The 16,089-nt window shown below is 38.3% G+C and carries 12 protein-coding genes; 2 read left to right on the forward strand and 10 right to left on the reverse strand.

Features of this window, described 5'->3' with window-relative positions:
- Nucleotides 1-7: 7 nt before the first annotated feature.
- From H6607_06815 to H6607_06845, 7 genes are all read right to left on the reverse strand, one after another.
- Nucleotides 8-3,754: a carboxypeptidase-like regulatory domain-containing protein gene (locus H6607_06815; GenBank protein ID MCB9262069.1), complete on the reverse strand. Its 3,747-nt coding sequence runs from the start codon at nucleotides 3,752-3,754 to the stop codon at nucleotides 8-10.
- Between the two features lie 81 nt (nucleotides 3,755-3,835).
- On the reverse strand, nucleotides 3,836-4,828 hold the full coding sequence (locus H6607_06820) for a phosphoglycerate dehydrogenase (protein MCB9262070.1): 993 nt from the start codon (nucleotides 4,826-4,828) through the stop codon (nucleotides 3,836-3,838).
- 155 nt (nucleotides 4,829-4,983) lie between these two features.
- Entirely contained in the window at nucleotides 4,984-8,670 is a 3,687-nt protein-coding gene (locus tag H6607_06825; protein MCB9262071.1) for a carboxypeptidase regulatory-like domain-containing protein, read from the reverse strand.
- 115 nt (nucleotides 8,671-8,785) lie between these two features.
- Complete coding sequence (gene murI / locus H6607_06830; protein MCB9262072.1) at nucleotides 8,786-9,559, reverse strand: glutamate racemase; 774 nt, start codon at nucleotides 9,557-9,559, stop codon at nucleotides 8,786-8,788.
- 4 nt (nucleotides 9,560-9,563) lie between these two features.
- On the reverse strand, nucleotides 9,564-10,076 hold the full coding sequence (locus tag H6607_06835) for an OmpH family outer membrane protein (GenBank protein MCB9262073.1): 513 nt from the start codon (nucleotides 10,074-10,076) through the stop codon (nucleotides 9,564-9,566).
- Between the two features lie 41 nt (nucleotides 10,077-10,117).
- Nucleotides 10,118-10,687 (reverse strand): OmpH family outer membrane protein, encoded by a 570-nt coding sequence (locus H6607_06840; GenBank protein MCB9262074.1) that lies wholly within the window; start codon nucleotides 10,685-10,687, stop codon nucleotides 10,118-10,120.
- 166 nt (nucleotides 10,688-10,853) lie between these two features.
- Nucleotides 10,854-11,309: a hypothetical protein gene (locus H6607_06845; protein ID MCB9262075.1), complete on the reverse strand. Its 456-nt coding sequence runs from the start codon at nucleotides 11,307-11,309 to the stop codon at nucleotides 10,854-10,856.
- A 61-nt stretch (nucleotides 11,310-11,370) separates the two neighbouring features.
- Between H6607_06845 and H6607_06850 the strand changes: the two genes are divergently transcribed.
- Together H6607_06850 and H6607_06855 are read left to right on the forward strand one after the other, a co-directional pair.
- The gene (locus H6607_06850) at nucleotides 11,371-12,357 is read left to right on the forward strand and encodes an acyl transferase (GenBank protein MCB9262076.1); all 987 of its coding nucleotides are present in this window, start codon (nucleotides 11,371-11,373) and stop codon (nucleotides 12,355-12,357) included.
- Between the two features lie 5 nt (nucleotides 12,358-12,362).
- Nucleotides 12,363-13,184 carry a hypothetical protein gene (locus tag H6607_06855; GenBank protein ID MCB9262077.1) on the forward strand — a complete coding sequence of 274 codons (822 nt, stop codon included), beginning with the start codon at nucleotides 12,363-12,365 and terminating at the stop codon, nucleotides 13,182-13,184.
- A gap of 119 nt (nucleotides 13,185-13,303) precedes the next feature.
- On the opposite strand, the gene H6607_06860 is transcribed toward H6607_06855, so the two are convergent.
- From H6607_06860 to lptB, 3 genes are all read right to left on the reverse strand, one after another.
- The gene (locus H6607_06860; GenBank protein MCB9262078.1) at nucleotides 13,304-14,719 is read right to left on the reverse strand and encodes a hypothetical protein; all 1,416 of its coding nucleotides are present in this window, start codon (nucleotides 14,717-14,719) and stop codon (nucleotides 13,304-13,306) included.
- Between the two features lie 67 nt (nucleotides 14,720-14,786).
- Entirely contained in the window at nucleotides 14,787-15,329 is a 543-nt protein-coding gene (locus tag H6607_06865; GenBank protein MCB9262079.1) for a redoxin domain-containing protein, read from the reverse strand.
- Nucleotides 15,330-15,332: 3 nt separating this feature from the next.
- The gene (gene lptB, locus H6607_06870; GenBank protein ID MCB9262080.1) at nucleotides 15,333-16,052 is read right to left on the reverse strand and encodes an LPS export ABC transporter ATP-binding protein; all 720 of its coding nucleotides are present in this window, start codon (nucleotides 16,050-16,052) and stop codon (nucleotides 15,333-15,335) included.
- Nucleotides 16,053-16,089 lie beyond the last annotated feature (37 nt).

A 16,089-nucleotide genomic window follows, 5' to 3' on the forward strand; every position in this document is an offset into this window, starting at 1 on the left:
TGATTAATTAAAAATACATTCTAAAACCTAATCGAGCCAATCTTGGTGTAGCATAATTGCCCGGATTATTCATTTTAATTGAATATAAATCCATGAAAGATTGGTGACTAATTTGCTCGCTGATATATTGTTGCCCTTGAGGCGAATTTAGATAACCATCATCGTTTGGCAATCCTGTATAGCCATAAACAGATTCTGTTATTGCCGTATTTAATAGATTTTGAACCCACAAGAAAACGGTAAATTGTTTTGACGATGGTCTAAAATCTTTTCTGTTTTTCTTGTCCACTTCAAATGTTTTTGAAGCGTTCATATCTACTTTAAACTGCCATGGCAATCTGCTTCCGCTCGGATTTCCTAACAAGAATGAACGTTGTACACGACCCAAATCTGATTGAGCGGTTGATGTGGCAATACCATCTCTTGAATAAGGAGCACCTGATTTCATTGTGGCTAAGAAGTTAACACCTGCATCTGCAAATACTTTTTTACCAAACCAAACAGGTCCTTTATAATCGTTTTTACCTTCAAAACGATAATCGATGATTCCAACAATTTTATGACGAACATCCACATCCAAAGGATACAGAGAACGAAGGTTTGGTTGGTTGGCAGCAATCAAAGCACTTTGTGAGTTAATGTTGCTTCCAGTTCCTTCTGCAAATAACAACGCATAGTTGGCCGAAATAGAAACTCTACCTTGATCTCTCAACTCATACTCTGCTCTGAACGATTTTGTGGTTGAAAAGTCAATGTTTGAATAGGTGTTGTAGGTAACAGGATATGCCTGATACAAACGAACCAAACCAAAATCGTTTCTTGTTTCGGCATATTGTGCAATAAGGCTCAACGCTGAGTTGTCAGATAGTTTTTGTTTGAAACCAATTTCGTAGTTTGTTCTAATACGAGGTTTCATATTGCTATTGGCAATGGTTCTTGATTGAGAAGCCTCCAAGAAATAGTATTGGTTGATTGGGGTAAACGTTGCTCCGTTTGTTGGTCTCTGTGCCATCACATCGTAATTAGCAAAAAATTGAGCCTCATTGTTGATAGGGAAAGAGAACCAAACGCGTGGCAACACATTTACTTGAGGGTCATAATCTTTAAATGATTCTTTTACGATTCGTTGATCTTGACCATCTACTAAATAAGGTTGAACCTGACCTCCCGTTTTGTTTGCAATCAAATCAGGAGTAGAAATTTCAATACCGTCGGCATCATACCAAGTATTGCCATTTCTGTAACCCAAAATTTCACTTGGCGACTCGCTGTTGTTAACATAAACCGCATAATCAGAACCAATGTTTTCAGGATGAGAAACTTTTACACCTTGTATTTCGTTGATTTCTCCAGCACGTTTAATTGGATACAATGAATATGGGTCATCCAAAACATTTTGGTTGGCATCGTACCGCTCAATACGCACTCCTAATCGGAAAATCAAATCTTTAAAAGCAAATTTGTCTTGCAACCAAGCTGCACTGTATATTGGTGCAAATGAGCCAATTCTTCTTTCGTCCTCATTATTAAGGAAAGAATTCAGACTGGCAAATCTTCTATCTCGATTTCCTAAGTGGTCATAACCATAATATGAAACATAGCTATTACCATTGTTCCAAAGGTCATCGGCACTGAACATATCAATGGTTAAATCTTTTGGAGACAAAGAGTTAACATCTATATAGGTAGTTTCAGAAATTGGATTTCCGTAAACATCTGTTCTTCCTTCAGCAATTAATTTATCACGTAAGTTTCTGTCGAATGTTTTTTGAGCATCTACATCAACAAACACATTGTATTCTATGGTATCAAGGAAACGACCGTTCTCGTCGTATTTATGAATTCCACCAACAGTATATCCGTTTGTTTCAAAGTTGTCAAGTGTAGAAATGTGAGAATTTGCCAACTGTGGCATCAGCGTCCAAAGGTTTGCCGCCGACAATCCATAACCGCTATACAAGTTTTGCTCATAAGTCAAACCAAATTGCAAATCGTGTTTGTTTTTGGTGTTCAATGTGGCCTCACCCATTGCATACGCACTTAAACGCTCTGACTGACTTTTAGAATATCCCGAAACGTTGTTTCCAGGGTTAAGGAATAACGAATAGGTAGTAGGAATAGAATAACCATTCAAAACGCCCAATCCTTGAAAAATTTGACCATCAGCAAAAACAGTTTGTCCCAAAGCGGCAGCATTGTCAAAATAGTTTTGAGTGTATCGAGATCTTTCAGGATTTAAATCAGATGATTGGAAAGTGATTAACGTATCCGTAAAACCGGCTCTTTCAAAGAACCCTCTTCTAATAACAGTATCTCCGTTTTGATCAATGTATTTTTTCTCGTTTGAAGTATATTTATATACCGGTGTTCTGTAATGGTTAAACTCACCCACATATCCGTAGTCAAAGATGTTTTTTCCATGGGATGCATCATAGCTTTCTCCCAACGAAGTTTGATAGTCTAAACGCACGTTATAGAATACATTTGAAATCAACGACTTTCCGGAAAGAGAATCATTTGGATTTGAGTTTCTCAACCTTTGGGTAAATTTAATATACGTTCTGTAGGTTTGATCAACACTCTCAGCGTTGTTTTTATAATTCAATAGGTAGTTGGCTCGGCTATACGAATTTCCTTTTGAATAGTTTCCACTACCGAAAAGAGTAATCGTAGTATTTTTATTTGGCTGATACTCCAACTTTGTTTGAAGAGAACCTGCATAATAATCAACGTTTCTACGAGCCTTTTCAAGCACCAAATCATCCATTGTCAAAAATGAACTTGTTGGCACAAAACCACTACCTTGTGGGTTTGGAGAAAGTGGGTTTTTCTCGATATTGGCAAGCACATCGTCTTTCACTACATACACACCACCAAATTGTGGACTTGGGTCTTTGGCATAAGTCAAATCACCTGATAGCTGAAAGCCAAGAGCCACATACTCGTTTATCCCTCCTCCCTTATTTTTTACCCAAAGTGGTCCAGACATAAAGCCTTGAGCATAATTGTAATGATATGGGTCAAAGGCTGATGAGCTAATTACCTCTAATGATTTTTTGAAAACCCGAGATGGCCCTTTAGTGGTAATATTGATAGCTCCACCGGTAAAGTCACCATATTGAGCAGGAACACCTGATTGAATAATATCTACCTGGCTTTGTGCACCTTGCGGCAATGAAGAACTCCCGATAACGGCTACCCCATCGATAAACACCCGCGTTGCATCCGTTCTTTGACCTAAGAAACTAACACCACCATTTGAAGTTGTATTGGCTGCAGAAGATGTGCTAGCCAAAGCACCAGCACTACGAACGGCCATTTTAACCAAATCTCCATCTGAAAAAGATTTTGTGTTTTTATCTTTCTCAACCAGAGCTGTTTTATAAACCGTAACGGTAGCAGTTACCAATTTCACACCACCCTCAATAGGCTCCAACTCAATGTTTTGATAAGTAATATTGTTGCTGGTAACAACAATATCCACCACTTTGGCATCATTATAGCCCGGATAACTGACTTGCAGTGTGTATTTTCCTGGCTCCAAAGGTTTAATGGTAAAGTTCCCGTCATCGTCAGAAAAACCACCGCCTTTGCCAATGCCCTCTTTCATGGCAACAATTTCGGCATAATCCAACGCACCACGCGTTTTTTTATCCAAAACCTTTCCCCTGATTTCTCCAAAATTTGACTGTCCGAATCCGGTTATCACTCCAACCAGAACAAGGATTACAGATAGGTAGAGACGTTTAATCATATTACATTCTTTATTCGTTGTTAACTACTAAATAATCGGCGAAAGCTACTTAACTTTCTATTAATCCGCAAAAAAAACAATTTATCCGACAAAATTCTTCTGTGTTGCCCGTTGATTTTTTACTTTATCTTGCTTATTTAGCCAATTTCTAATTTTTTTACCCAAAACCACCGATATTTTCTCAAATGATTCTGCTGTCCAACCGCCCACATGAGGGGTTAAAACAACATTTGATCTTTCTATAAGCCTTGTGAGTATATTTTTTTGACTGTCGTTGAGTTTGTCAAAATTTTCATTTTCCAGCACATCTGCTCCAAAAAATCTAATTTTTCCGGTTTCCAGAGCAGTCAGAATATCATTGGTTACCATTATTTCTCCTCTGCAAAGATTTAACAAACCAAAACTTTTGTGCACGGATGAGATAAAATCTTGATTTATCCATGCCCGTGTTTCGTTGGTAAGCGGAACATGAAACGAAATTACATCGGCTTCTTCCAACAATTGATTAAGGGTTACCTCTTGCACCAACTTACCGCCAAAACCACTTTTGTATTTGTCGTAAGCCAACACCTTGCAGCCAAAACCACTGAGTTTTCGAGCAACTGCCGAACCAGTATGCCCATATCCGATAATACCTATTGTTTGATAGCCAATTTCAAAACCTCGATTTCCCTCTCTATCCCACACAAATTGTCCAATTTCGTTGTTTCCTTTCACAATGTTGTGAGCCAATGTCAGCAGCATACCCACCGTTTGCTCTCCCACCGCATCGCAATTTGCTTCAGGGCAGTTTATACAGTCAATATTCAATCTCTCGGCTTCTTCCAAATCAATATTATCCATGCCAGAACCTGCACGTGCAACCAGCCGAAGGTGTTTATTTTGGTTTAAAAACACCGTGTTACACTCAATTTTGCTTCTCACAATCAGAGCATCAAAATTTGAGATAATTTTTTGAATTTCGGCTTTTGAAATTTCGGGCATATAAGAATAGTCAACATTTAATTCATCTAAAATACCCATCAATGCTGGATGCATTCTATCAACAATCAATATGTTACATCTATTTCTCATTAGAGACGACAATTCAAAATCAAAAGTACAAGAAATTAGGGATGCAAATTTGACATTTTTACCAATGTCGAGCTTGATTTTAGGAACGGAAAATATCCTTTGTGCATTTTCCTTCATTTTTTTCATGATTATCTCTTGCATCCCTATCTCTTTTTTTAAAGTGTTAAATTCATACCTACATGCATCATTCGTGGTGTACCATAATTGAATGGATTATTCATTCTTATTTTGTAAAGCATGGCAAATGTTTCTGCATTTATTTGATTTTGAATTTGTTGCTGTCCAACTAATGAATTCAAATAACCATCGTCGTTTGGCAAACCACTGTAGCTGTAAACATTTTGAACCGTTTTTCTATTCAACACATTTTCAGCTGCCACATAGGCTCCCACCAGTTTATTTTTAACCATAAATGTTTTTTGAATTCTTAAATCGAGATTATCATTCCATACCAAGCGGCTACCAAACGGATTGCCTTTTATTTGAGAACGTTGTACCACACCATTAGCAGCTTGTGCCTCAGACACTGGAGTGGATGTGGCCGTATATGGCGTGCCACTAAATGCTTGAAAAGTGAGTGAAACGAAGGTATTGTTTAACACCGAATGTTTCCCCATCATGGGGCCGGAATATCGAAGAAGTGGGTTGTTTTTGTCGCCAAACTGATATACAAACGAACCTTTTATGCCGTGTCTCACATCATAACTTAATGGATATAAACTCCTTAAATTAGGCTGCCCGCTTTGTATTAATGATGCGGCCGAATTGGTATTTGAACCTGTTCCATCGGCAAACTGCAATGCATAATTCACATTCATAAACACCCTGTTATTATCATATTCAAACTCAGCAATATAGCGTTTGATGGTTGCAAAATCGATGTTGCCGTAGGTGGTATAGGAGTATGGGTATGCTTGTTCTATTCTAATTTGGTTAAAATCATTGGCCATCGTGGCATACGAGGCGGTAAGTTTTAAAGACGACCATCGACCAATATTTTGTTTCAAACCAAAATTATACTCTGTTTTTACCCTTGCCCGAAGTTCTGGATTGGGCAAAACGCCTGAAATATTGCTTTGCAAATAATAGTAGGTGCTAAGCGGAGCATAGGTTTGTGCCGAATTGGGTTGTTGTGCCAGTTTATCGTAACTAAAAAAGATAAGTTTTGTGGCATCAATCGGGAAAGAAACGGCAATGCGAGGTAAAAATAAATTTTGTGGCTCATAGTCCTTAAAAGAGGCAGAAGAAAGCTCTTGATGCTCCGGATCTACCAAAAAAGGCTGAATTCTACCCGTACCTGATTCGTTGGCCAATAGCGATGGATCCGAAATTTCGATACCTTGATTGTTATACCAAATGCTGCCATTTCTATATCCAGTAATTCGTGTGGGATTGTCCACATTGTCAACATACACCACAAAATCATTTCCAATTCCTTCGGGATGTTTTACCTCAATTCCATTCATTGCAGAAACATCTCCTACTTTGTATGTTGGAAACAACACATAAGGGTCTTTCAATACTTGCTGATTGGCATCGTATCGTTCAAAACGCAAACCTGCACTCACCACTAATTGTTTAAAAATAAATTTGTCTTGCAACCAAGCGGATGTTGTTACGGGAGAAAAAGCATCAATAGGTCTGTTTTTGGCATCTTTTATAAAGTTTTCGATTCCGGCCTTTTTATTGGTTCTATTTCCCAAATAATCATATCCGGAGTAGGCCACAAATGAATTTCCGCTATTCAATAATTCATCAGCGGTAAACATACTGAGGTCGAAGGTCTCCGGCGAGAGGGCATTGATGTCTATAAAAGATTCTTGGGTAATCAAATTGCCATTGGCATCTCTATATCCATCGGCCATGAGCTTATCTCTCAACATTTTATCAAAGTGTTTTTGATTTTCGGCATCCACATATACCGGATAAGATACAGTGTCGGTAAATCTGCCATTTTCATCTGTACTAAAAATTGGGTTATTCTTGTCAATGCTTTGAATATGGCTATTTGTCAACAAAGGCATCAATTGCCAAAGCCGTGAAGCCGAAAGTGAATAATACCCATTTTGATCTTGCATATACGTTATGCCCGCATCTACCTGATGACTAACCCGTGGATTGTTTTTGAATGGGTGAAAGGTAGCCTCGGTAAACGCCATAGCCGAAAATCTCTTTTGAAACGATTTTGAATAACTGCCATACACCTCGCCCGGATTGGAATAAAGTGAATAGAGAAGTGGTATATTTTGTCCGTTCAAAAATCCACCCTTTGCATTTAATTCGTTTAAAGAATTTATGCCACCAATGTCCATCAAAATGCGGTTTTGGTTGGCCAAAATGGGGTTTTGGTTTCCAGCCTCAAATCCTACAAAAGAATCGCGATAGCCAGAAAGTTCTACATAGTTGGTTAGTGTTTGTTCTTTGCCCTGTTCGTCTATAAATTTTATTGATCCATTTGTATTGTATATATATTGAGGTGCTCGTATAGTTTTAAACTTGCCAACATATCCGTAGTCAAAAATATTTTGCCCATGGCGGGCATTAAAAACCTGAGAGTTGGTTTCCTGATAGTTCAAATCTACTGTGTATGAAAGATTGCTCAAGCCAACACTGTCGGGCAAGAGTCTCTCACCAAATAGGTTGTATTTTTTTCTCACATTATGAGTCATTACCAACCTTGAGTTTATACCTGAATATATCTGCTGTGGATTTTCGGAACTATTCATTAGCACATAATTGCCTTGCGACAATCTTCTGTTTAAATACTCGAACTGGTTGACAAAATCGAACGTCAAATTTGGCGTTGGGTTGTATGAAGTTTTAAACCTCAATTCGGCATCATGGCGAGCCGCATTAGGTCGGGCTGCTCTGCGTTCTAAATCATCAGCAGTCAAAAAAGACCCAGTTTGCACCAATGAGGTAGAATTTTGGCTGGTTGACAAGGGTGATTCAAAAATTTTTTGGTATGCCCCATCTTTTACAACATAAATATCAGTAGGGCTAGGAGTTGGGTCGGCCTCAAACCTATAGGTACCCAAAACGCTGTATCCTAAAACCAAACGTTTCACCTCTTTCTCCCCATCTTTCGATTTTAACACCTCAACTTTTAAGGGTCGTGCATAATATACAACCCCAAGATTGTGGTGGTAGCGATTGAACAGAGAACCTGATTGAACTTGAATTTTGGTTTCATTTCTTGAAGTGATTTGTTTGGTTTTATACTGCAAGCCTCCACCTGTAAAATTACCATATCGGGCCGGAACACCTAAATCTATTATTTGTGTCCCTTCTATGCCAATGGTTGATATCGGTCGCCTACCAATAGTTCCGGTAGCATTATCAATCATTATTTGAGTTCCATCTGGCCTTCCACCGCCCACCACTATAGCACCATTTCGCAAATTAACAGTTGGTGCCACTTTAGTAATTGTTTCTGCAATTGGGCCAAATATTATAGCTGTATCCTTGAATTCGTCGATATTTTCCGTTTTGACAAATCGCACATCTACCGGTTTTAAAACATTTCCCGTTTTCACATTTACATGTTCCCTCAAAAGCACTTCCCCACCTGTCAAACTAAATGATTCTAGATAGACAGTATCTTCTTGATAAGTAACTATCATTCTATAATTTCCGGGCTTTATGTTTTCAAGCGAAAACGCACCATCTTGGTTGGTGGTTGCCCCACTGATGACAACATTGTTTTGAAGAAAAAGAACATAGGCCGCTACCAATGGCTCATCATCTTGATCAAAAAAAGAACCTTGCACTTTGGCCGATTGTGCCCATAACATGCCGGACACAAGAATCAGGAAAAAACTAAATGTAAATCGTGTATTCATAATGGTAAACCTTTATTGTTTACCAAAATTAGATAGAGAAAATGTATGAAACGAGCTAATTTAAACCATCATCAACTTTGGTTTTACCAAAGGCAATTTTTAGTCAAAAAGTGGATTATCCGAAAATATCGATTTTCTCCAATTTTACCTTTTCGCCAAAAAACAACCTGGCAGTTTGCTCGAACGAAGAAGTGTAATCCGACACAAAAAAATGATCCTCTTTGTGTGAATCGGCTCGTATGTCCAATTGGGCAGCCAAACTATTTGCCACCAATTCTGGGGCATCGAGCAATTTTACCTTTCCTCTAAAGTAATGGTCTATTTCGGTTTTTATGAGCGGATAGTGGGTACAGCCCAGAATCAAGGCATCCATATCCGGAAATTGACCCAAATACTGATCTATTACGTGGCGAGTAACACTTCCAGTAATAAAACCTTCTTCTATCATGGGTGCCAAAAGTGGGGTAGCTATTTGGTAAACTTCAGTTTTAGGGCTTTTCAGGGCAATGAGTTTACCATAAACACCACTATATATTGTTCGTTTTGTACCGATTACCCCTACTCTTTTCAATTTTTGATTGGCCACATACTCTACCATTGGGTCTATTACGTTTACCACACTATCAAAGGCCGGCATTTTCTTAACCATGTCTAAAATGGACGAGGCACTGTTGCAGGCCACCACGAATCGGTTACAATTTTGCTCAAACAAAAAAGAGGCAATTGCCTCTGTATATTTTTTAATGTTTTGTGCTGATTTATCGCCGTAAGGCAAATGTGCCGTGTCGCCAAAATAAACGACCGGCACATTTGGAAAACGGTGTTTTATAGCCGAGGCTACCGTAAGGCCGCCTATGCCCGAATCAAAAACCCCAATGGTTTCTGCCATATATTTATTTAATACCCAATTTTGCTTTAACGGCAGGCATCAAATCATGAGCCGGGTCTGAATAAATTACTCCCCCACCTACTGAGCTGTCCAGCACGTATGCATAGCCTTTTTCTTTGGCCACTTCCTGAATTGTTTTTTTCAGTTTATCAATCAAAGGTTGTAGCAATTCTTCCTGTTTTTGTGCAATGTAATTCTGAGCTTCTGATTCCTTGTCATTGTATCTGCCGTACAAATCATTCAAACTTCTATTCAAAATTTCTAAAGTAGCTATATCGTTTTTGGGAGTATTGTTTATCTCATTTTGCGTTTGCTCGATTTGATCTCGTAGGTTTTGCAAAATTTTCAAATACTGCCCCTGAATAGCTTCTAATTTCATTTGAATGGTGTCAGCCTCCGGCAAGGTATCCATCAATTCTTGAGAGTTGATGTGGGCTATTTTAAAACTTTGAGCATTTGAATTTAATGACAATCCAAATAAGGCAAAGGCCGTAATAATTAAACTTTTCAATTTCATTTCTATTTAAACTTTTATATCAATTTGAGTTGTTAGTACCGTTAGTCCTCTTCAGGTAAATTATCCTCTGATGAATCTGGGTCATTTTTTCTTTCATCAAGCGGCGTAACACCAAGTTCTCCCAATACTTCGTCACTTTTGTCGTATTTGGCATTGGTATATAGCATCAACATATCGCCTGATTTATCAAAAATAAAGTCCAAGTTTTCGCGGGTAGCAATGGTTTGAATAGCCTCAAAAACTCGGTCTTGTATTGGTTTTATTAGTTGCTCTCTCTTTTTAAAAAGCTCTCCTTCGTAGCCAAATTTTTCTTGCTGAAATGCCTTTGCTTCGCGTTCTATTTTTACTATTTCGGCTTCTCTTTCTTTTACTTGCTCTGCATTAAGCAACACTTTTTCGGCCACCAGGTCTTTATACATTTTGTCAATTTGGCTATATTTTGCGTCCACTTCTGCTTGCCATTTTTCGGCCAATTGGTCCAGTTCCTTTTGTGCGGCTTTATAATCTGTAAGCTGATTAAGGATGTATTCGGTATCCACATAGGCCCATTTTTGAGCGTTGGCAATATTGGCAGTTCCAGTGGTTAAAAATAAAACCAACAATACTGCCATTGATTTTAAAATAGATTTTGTTTTCATAATCTTTTCTTTTTGAACATTTTAATCAAGAGTCGTTCCAAAACTGCCTACAGACCTAAAATGGCTGCAAACATAACTTTTTTTTATTTTCCTATTGAGTCACTTTTGACTACTGGCATTGTCTAAATTACTAATCACTTTATTTCTGCAACAAAACGATATCAGAGGCAGATATTCTATTGCTTTCGTTAAAATTTCGATCCACGATATACAACTCAAATTTGAGGGTATCCGCAGCTATTTCTAATGAATTTACCCCAAATGAAACCCGCATTGAACCTTGAATTTCTTTGTTTTTCCCCGTGGGCGTGAGGTTGGGTATTCTCTGACTAAAATCAGGCACACTACCAAAAGCATCTTCCATGGGTATATAAATGCCGTTTTTCTTTTCAAAAAATTTGATGTTCAAATTATTAAATCCTTTGAAAGCACCCATGGTATCATTTGTTCCTAAACCCAAATTGCCGTCTTTGTCGCCATAATCAAAATTGATATATAAAAGAGAGTCAAAACCTGTGGCTGTTTTTTCCAATTCATATCCTTTATATTCAATGGTTGGTGCCGCATCTTCAACAATTGTTTCGCTACACGACATCAAAAAAAAACACCAAACCGATGCAACAAACACCAACGTGGTTTTGCTAATTTTGACCCCAATGAGTTTGCCTTTTAGCACTACGGATATTTTTGAATTAAAAAAACACAAGTTTAACGAAATCTGTTTAGAAATGTTTCATTGGCAGGCAAAAAACAATGACATCTACCACGAATTTCTTACACTTTTAAAAATTGATTCTTCAAGCATTTTTGATTTGAATCATATTCCGTTTATGCCCATTGAGTTTTTTAAAAACCATAGGGTAAAGACCGGAAACTGGAGACATTCTACCATTTTTGAAAGCAGCAGCACAACAGATAGCACGCCAAGCACTCATTTTGTGGGCGACATTGAGTGGTATGAAACTTCTTTTATGAACCATTTTGAAATGAATTATGGCTCGCCCCACAAATGGTCTATTTTGGCTTTATTGCCCAATTATTTAGAACGAGAAAACTCATCGCTCGTGTATATGATTGACCATCTTCTAAAGCAAAGCCAATACTCAAACAGTGGATTTTATTTGTATAATCATACCCATTTAAAAAGTGCTATTGAGGAGAATGAGCGAAAAAACATACCCACACTTTTGTGGGGCGTTAGCTTTGCTTTGCTTGATTTTTCTGAACTGATTTCGAAGAAATATAAGTGTCTGACCATTATGGAAACCGGAGGCATGAAAGGTCGAAGAAAAGAAATAACACGTACCGAACTTCATCAGCAGCTCACATCAGCATTTGGGAATGTTCCGATACATTCAGAATATGGAATGACGGAGCTTTTTTCGCAGGCATATAGCAAAAAAGATGGTAAGTTTGTATGCCCTCCGTGGATGAAAATAATGGTTAGACGATTTGACAATGCTCTTGAAAATGCCCGACTTGGCTCGTCTGGACTAATAAATGTGATAGATTTGGCCAATATTCAAACCTGTAGCTTTATTGCAACGCAAGATGTAGGAAGATTGTTTAAAGATGGTACATTTGAAGTGTTGGGCAGGTTTGACCATAGTGAACAAAGAGGTTGCAACCTAATGGTAGTTTAATGACAATGAAAAAATATGTTGGATTGGTTTGTATAATGCTGTTGGGGTGTGCCACAGTTTATGCACAAAACATGGAAGTGCCATTGCGACTTCCTGTGTACGGAAAGTTTTTTGTTGCCCAAAAATTTTTCCCAATTCCCGAAGTTAACGTGCCAAGCAACGAACTTTCCATCACCTTTGAGAGAACCCATAATGTGGGTGTTGGATTTGGCACTGATTTTTTCTTGATGAATCCACAAAACCGAACCAATTTTATTTCACTTTCCACCACCCTGCAATTGGGTTCATACACCACAAAATATTCTGCCACCATGCCCGGCCCGCAAAATGGATTTAGCAGCGATATTGATTGGAATTATCAACTGGCAGTTTTGGCATACGAGGGAACTATGGGGTTAAATTTCAATCACAAAAAAAATGAAAAACTTTTGTTTACTTTGGGAGCAGCCTTAGGTGTTCAAGATTTTAACCTTAACCCCGACAAACTGACCGTTTCAAAGCAAACTATTATTAATGGCCAATTTGAACAAGTTATAATTGTTGGTTCAAATGGCATAGGCCCTTTTGGTTTTCCAAATCCCACACCACGCAGTAAACAAAATATTGCCTTTAATCCTGTTTTTTCTCTTAACATAAGCCACATACTAAAAAATGATAATATTTTTAGCTATGGCGTTAGAGTATGCAGTGCAACCGACCCATTTAAGGAGGTATTTGAGTTTCGATTTGGCCACGACAGCCATATAGTGGCATCGAAAAGCTATTTTGCCTTAGATTTGGCCTATTCTTTTTCGATGAACAAAAAAATCAGTGAACCGTTAAATTGATATTACTCTATTTTTTCCTTTTTGGGCAAAAATGTACCCAACTGCCAAAGGGCAAAAGTAGGTTGCTCTGGTAAGCCAAATAAAATCGGGTTCCGCCGGAACATTCGGTTTATAACCACTCACTCCACCTTTAAACTAACGGCCTCATCACCTTTTTTATAATCTAAATAGGTAATGATAAACTGAAACATTTCGTCGGTTGTTCGCATACCTATTCCGTCTAAATCAAACCGTGCTTTAACGGTTTTTGGCGGATTGTTGGGGTTGTTTTTGTTGGCTATGGTGTTGTCGAATGTGGCCTCCACTTTTATCACGCTTTGTGCCGGAATTTTAACCATCGTGGGGAAGGTATAAAAATATTGCCACCGAAAATCCCAACGATTTATTCTAATAAGTTTGATGGTATCTTTTTGTGGGGTTATGGCATACGCCAAAAAATGTTTTCCCAATAAGTGCATGTGCGGATTGATGGTCAAAATGGAAATATCGGCTGCCACTCTAAATTGGGTGGTAAATGTCATTACGGTATCCGGCGGAATAATCAACTGAGGATAAACCGGAGCTGCCCCGTTGGAGCCTAACGTTATTTCCTTTGTTGGCCTGCCGGGTGGTGTTTTGCTGTAAAAAATGTTGTAGTGCGAGTAATCCCACAAGTCCTTTTGCACAGGGGCATAATGCAAATCATTGGCTACAAGCACTGCCTTTCGGTTTAGTTTAAAACCGCCAATACCTTCAGGATAAATAGTGCCAAAAACCCCTGGAAGATAATTCACCGCACTCTTCACCACCTCTGGCATAGAGCCATCGTCGTTATGGATTTTCAACAACGCCATTTCGGCCATTCGCTCTTCCGGGTGCAACTCCTCATCGGCTATACGAATTCCATCATTCACGTTGTTTTTTTTATCAAAATCATAATTATACAAATAACCATTGAGATGATGCACCAGTTGGTTCTTGTTTGGTACAAATTCTATGGCTCGCACATAAGTGTCGCGTGGTATTTCTATTGGTGTTTTTACGACAAAAAATTTATCAAGGTTGTCGCCCTTCACCAAAAAGGAATCCATATAAACAGTTAAATCTGGCTTGCCCAAAAACGAAACATCGCTAAACTGAGGTATTTCGGGCATTTTTTTTACATCACCTTCTCTTGCACCCTGCTCTATCCAAGTGTAAATGAGTTGTTTTTCCTGATTGCTTAATACATTTTCATCCAAAAAATGGGTATAATTCGGGTCGGCTGGCCATGGCGGCATGATGTTTTGTTCCACCACCTTTTTGATAGTCTTTTTTTTTCTAAACACCTCATTATAATTGGTCAATGCAAAAGGTGCAGCCCCATTGGGTCGGTGGCATTTTATGCAGTGATTGGTTAAAATGGGGGCAATATGTTCAGCATAATAAACTTCTGTTGGCACTTCTTGTTTGGCCTTTTTCTTATTTCCCATTAACATTTTTCGCACCGAATTAAACACCAACAGCGTGGCCAAAAACGATAACAACAGTAAAATAAAAAATTTCTTTTTACTCATTTTAGACATAAGGCAAAAGTAGTGAAATGATTATTTGATAGACTTGTCAGGTCTATCAAATAATCCATCAATACTCAATAACACACCCCACCGCCTCTGTTTCGGGAGTTTGAATAGGTTGATGGTTTACAAAATCTTGTAGTGCATTTTCGAGATAAAAATAGTGTGGCTGTACCTTTTTTTGGGCAAATGCAATCGCCCAATCGTCCATTTTACCTCGATAAAGAATTTTAAGGTTATCATCTAATAAGAAGAACTCGGGTGTTACTTTGGCTCGAATGGCTTTTAGAAATTCAAATTCCGGATCTAAAACCAACGGAAAATTGAATTGAAACGAATCAACAAAATGATTTAGCTCCACTTGGCTATAATAATTTCCGGGAACAACGCCCCAAAAAACAATGCCGTCTCTCTCAAATTTGTTGGCTAAGGCACTAAAATTTTTGCAGTATTGCTGGCTCAAGGGGCAATCAGGAGCAATGGTCATTACCACATTTGCTTTGTTTTGTTTTGGATTAAAGGTTTGCCCGCTCAATGTTTTCATCTCATTTTTATTGGAGCTGCAAGCCCCAATAAAAAGCATCAAAACAAAAACCAAGCTATTTTTCATGTGCTATCGCAATTCAAAGTTTTTACCCAAATAAACATTTCGTACCCGCTCATCGGCAGCCAATTCTTCGGCGGTTCCTGCCATCAAAATTTGCCCTTCAAAAAGCAGATAAGCTCTATCGGTAATATTGAGAGTTTCATGCACGTTGTGGTCGGTTATAAGCACACCAATATTTCTTTCTTTCAATTTTCGAACAATGTCCTGAATATCTTCCACCGCAATAGGGTCAACGCCTGCAAAAGGCTCGTCCAACAAAATAAATTTTGGATTAACGGCCAAAGCACGAGCAATTTCGGTTCTTCTTCGCTCACCACCCGACAGCACATTCCCTTTATTTTTTCTAACTTTGTTTAAGCTGAATTCAGAAATCAAAGATTCAAGTTTCGCCTTTTGATCTTTATAACTCATATCGGTAAGTTGCAACACTGCCTTGATATTGTCTTCAACCGAAAGGCTTCTAAAAACCGATGCCTCCTGAGGTAAATAACCCACACCGAGCCGAGCACGTTGATACATTGCCTTTTTGGTAATTATCTCATTGTCTAAGTAAACATTACCCTCATCGGGCTTTATTAAACCCACTACCATATAAAAAGTTGTGGTTTTTCCGGCACCATTTGGTCCAAGCAAACCCACAATTTCTCCTTGATTTACCTGCACACTGACGTTGTTTACCACCTTACGTCGTTTGTATTGTTTTACAAGATTTTCTGCTCTCAGCATTTGTTACTTTTTCGGGTTGTAAACGGCAAAAATAGTA

This window comes from Flavobacteriales bacterium, from assembly GCA_020635395.1.
In the GTDB taxonomy this organism is placed as follows: Bacteria; Bacteroidota; Bacteroidia; order NS11-12g; family UBA9320; genus UBA987.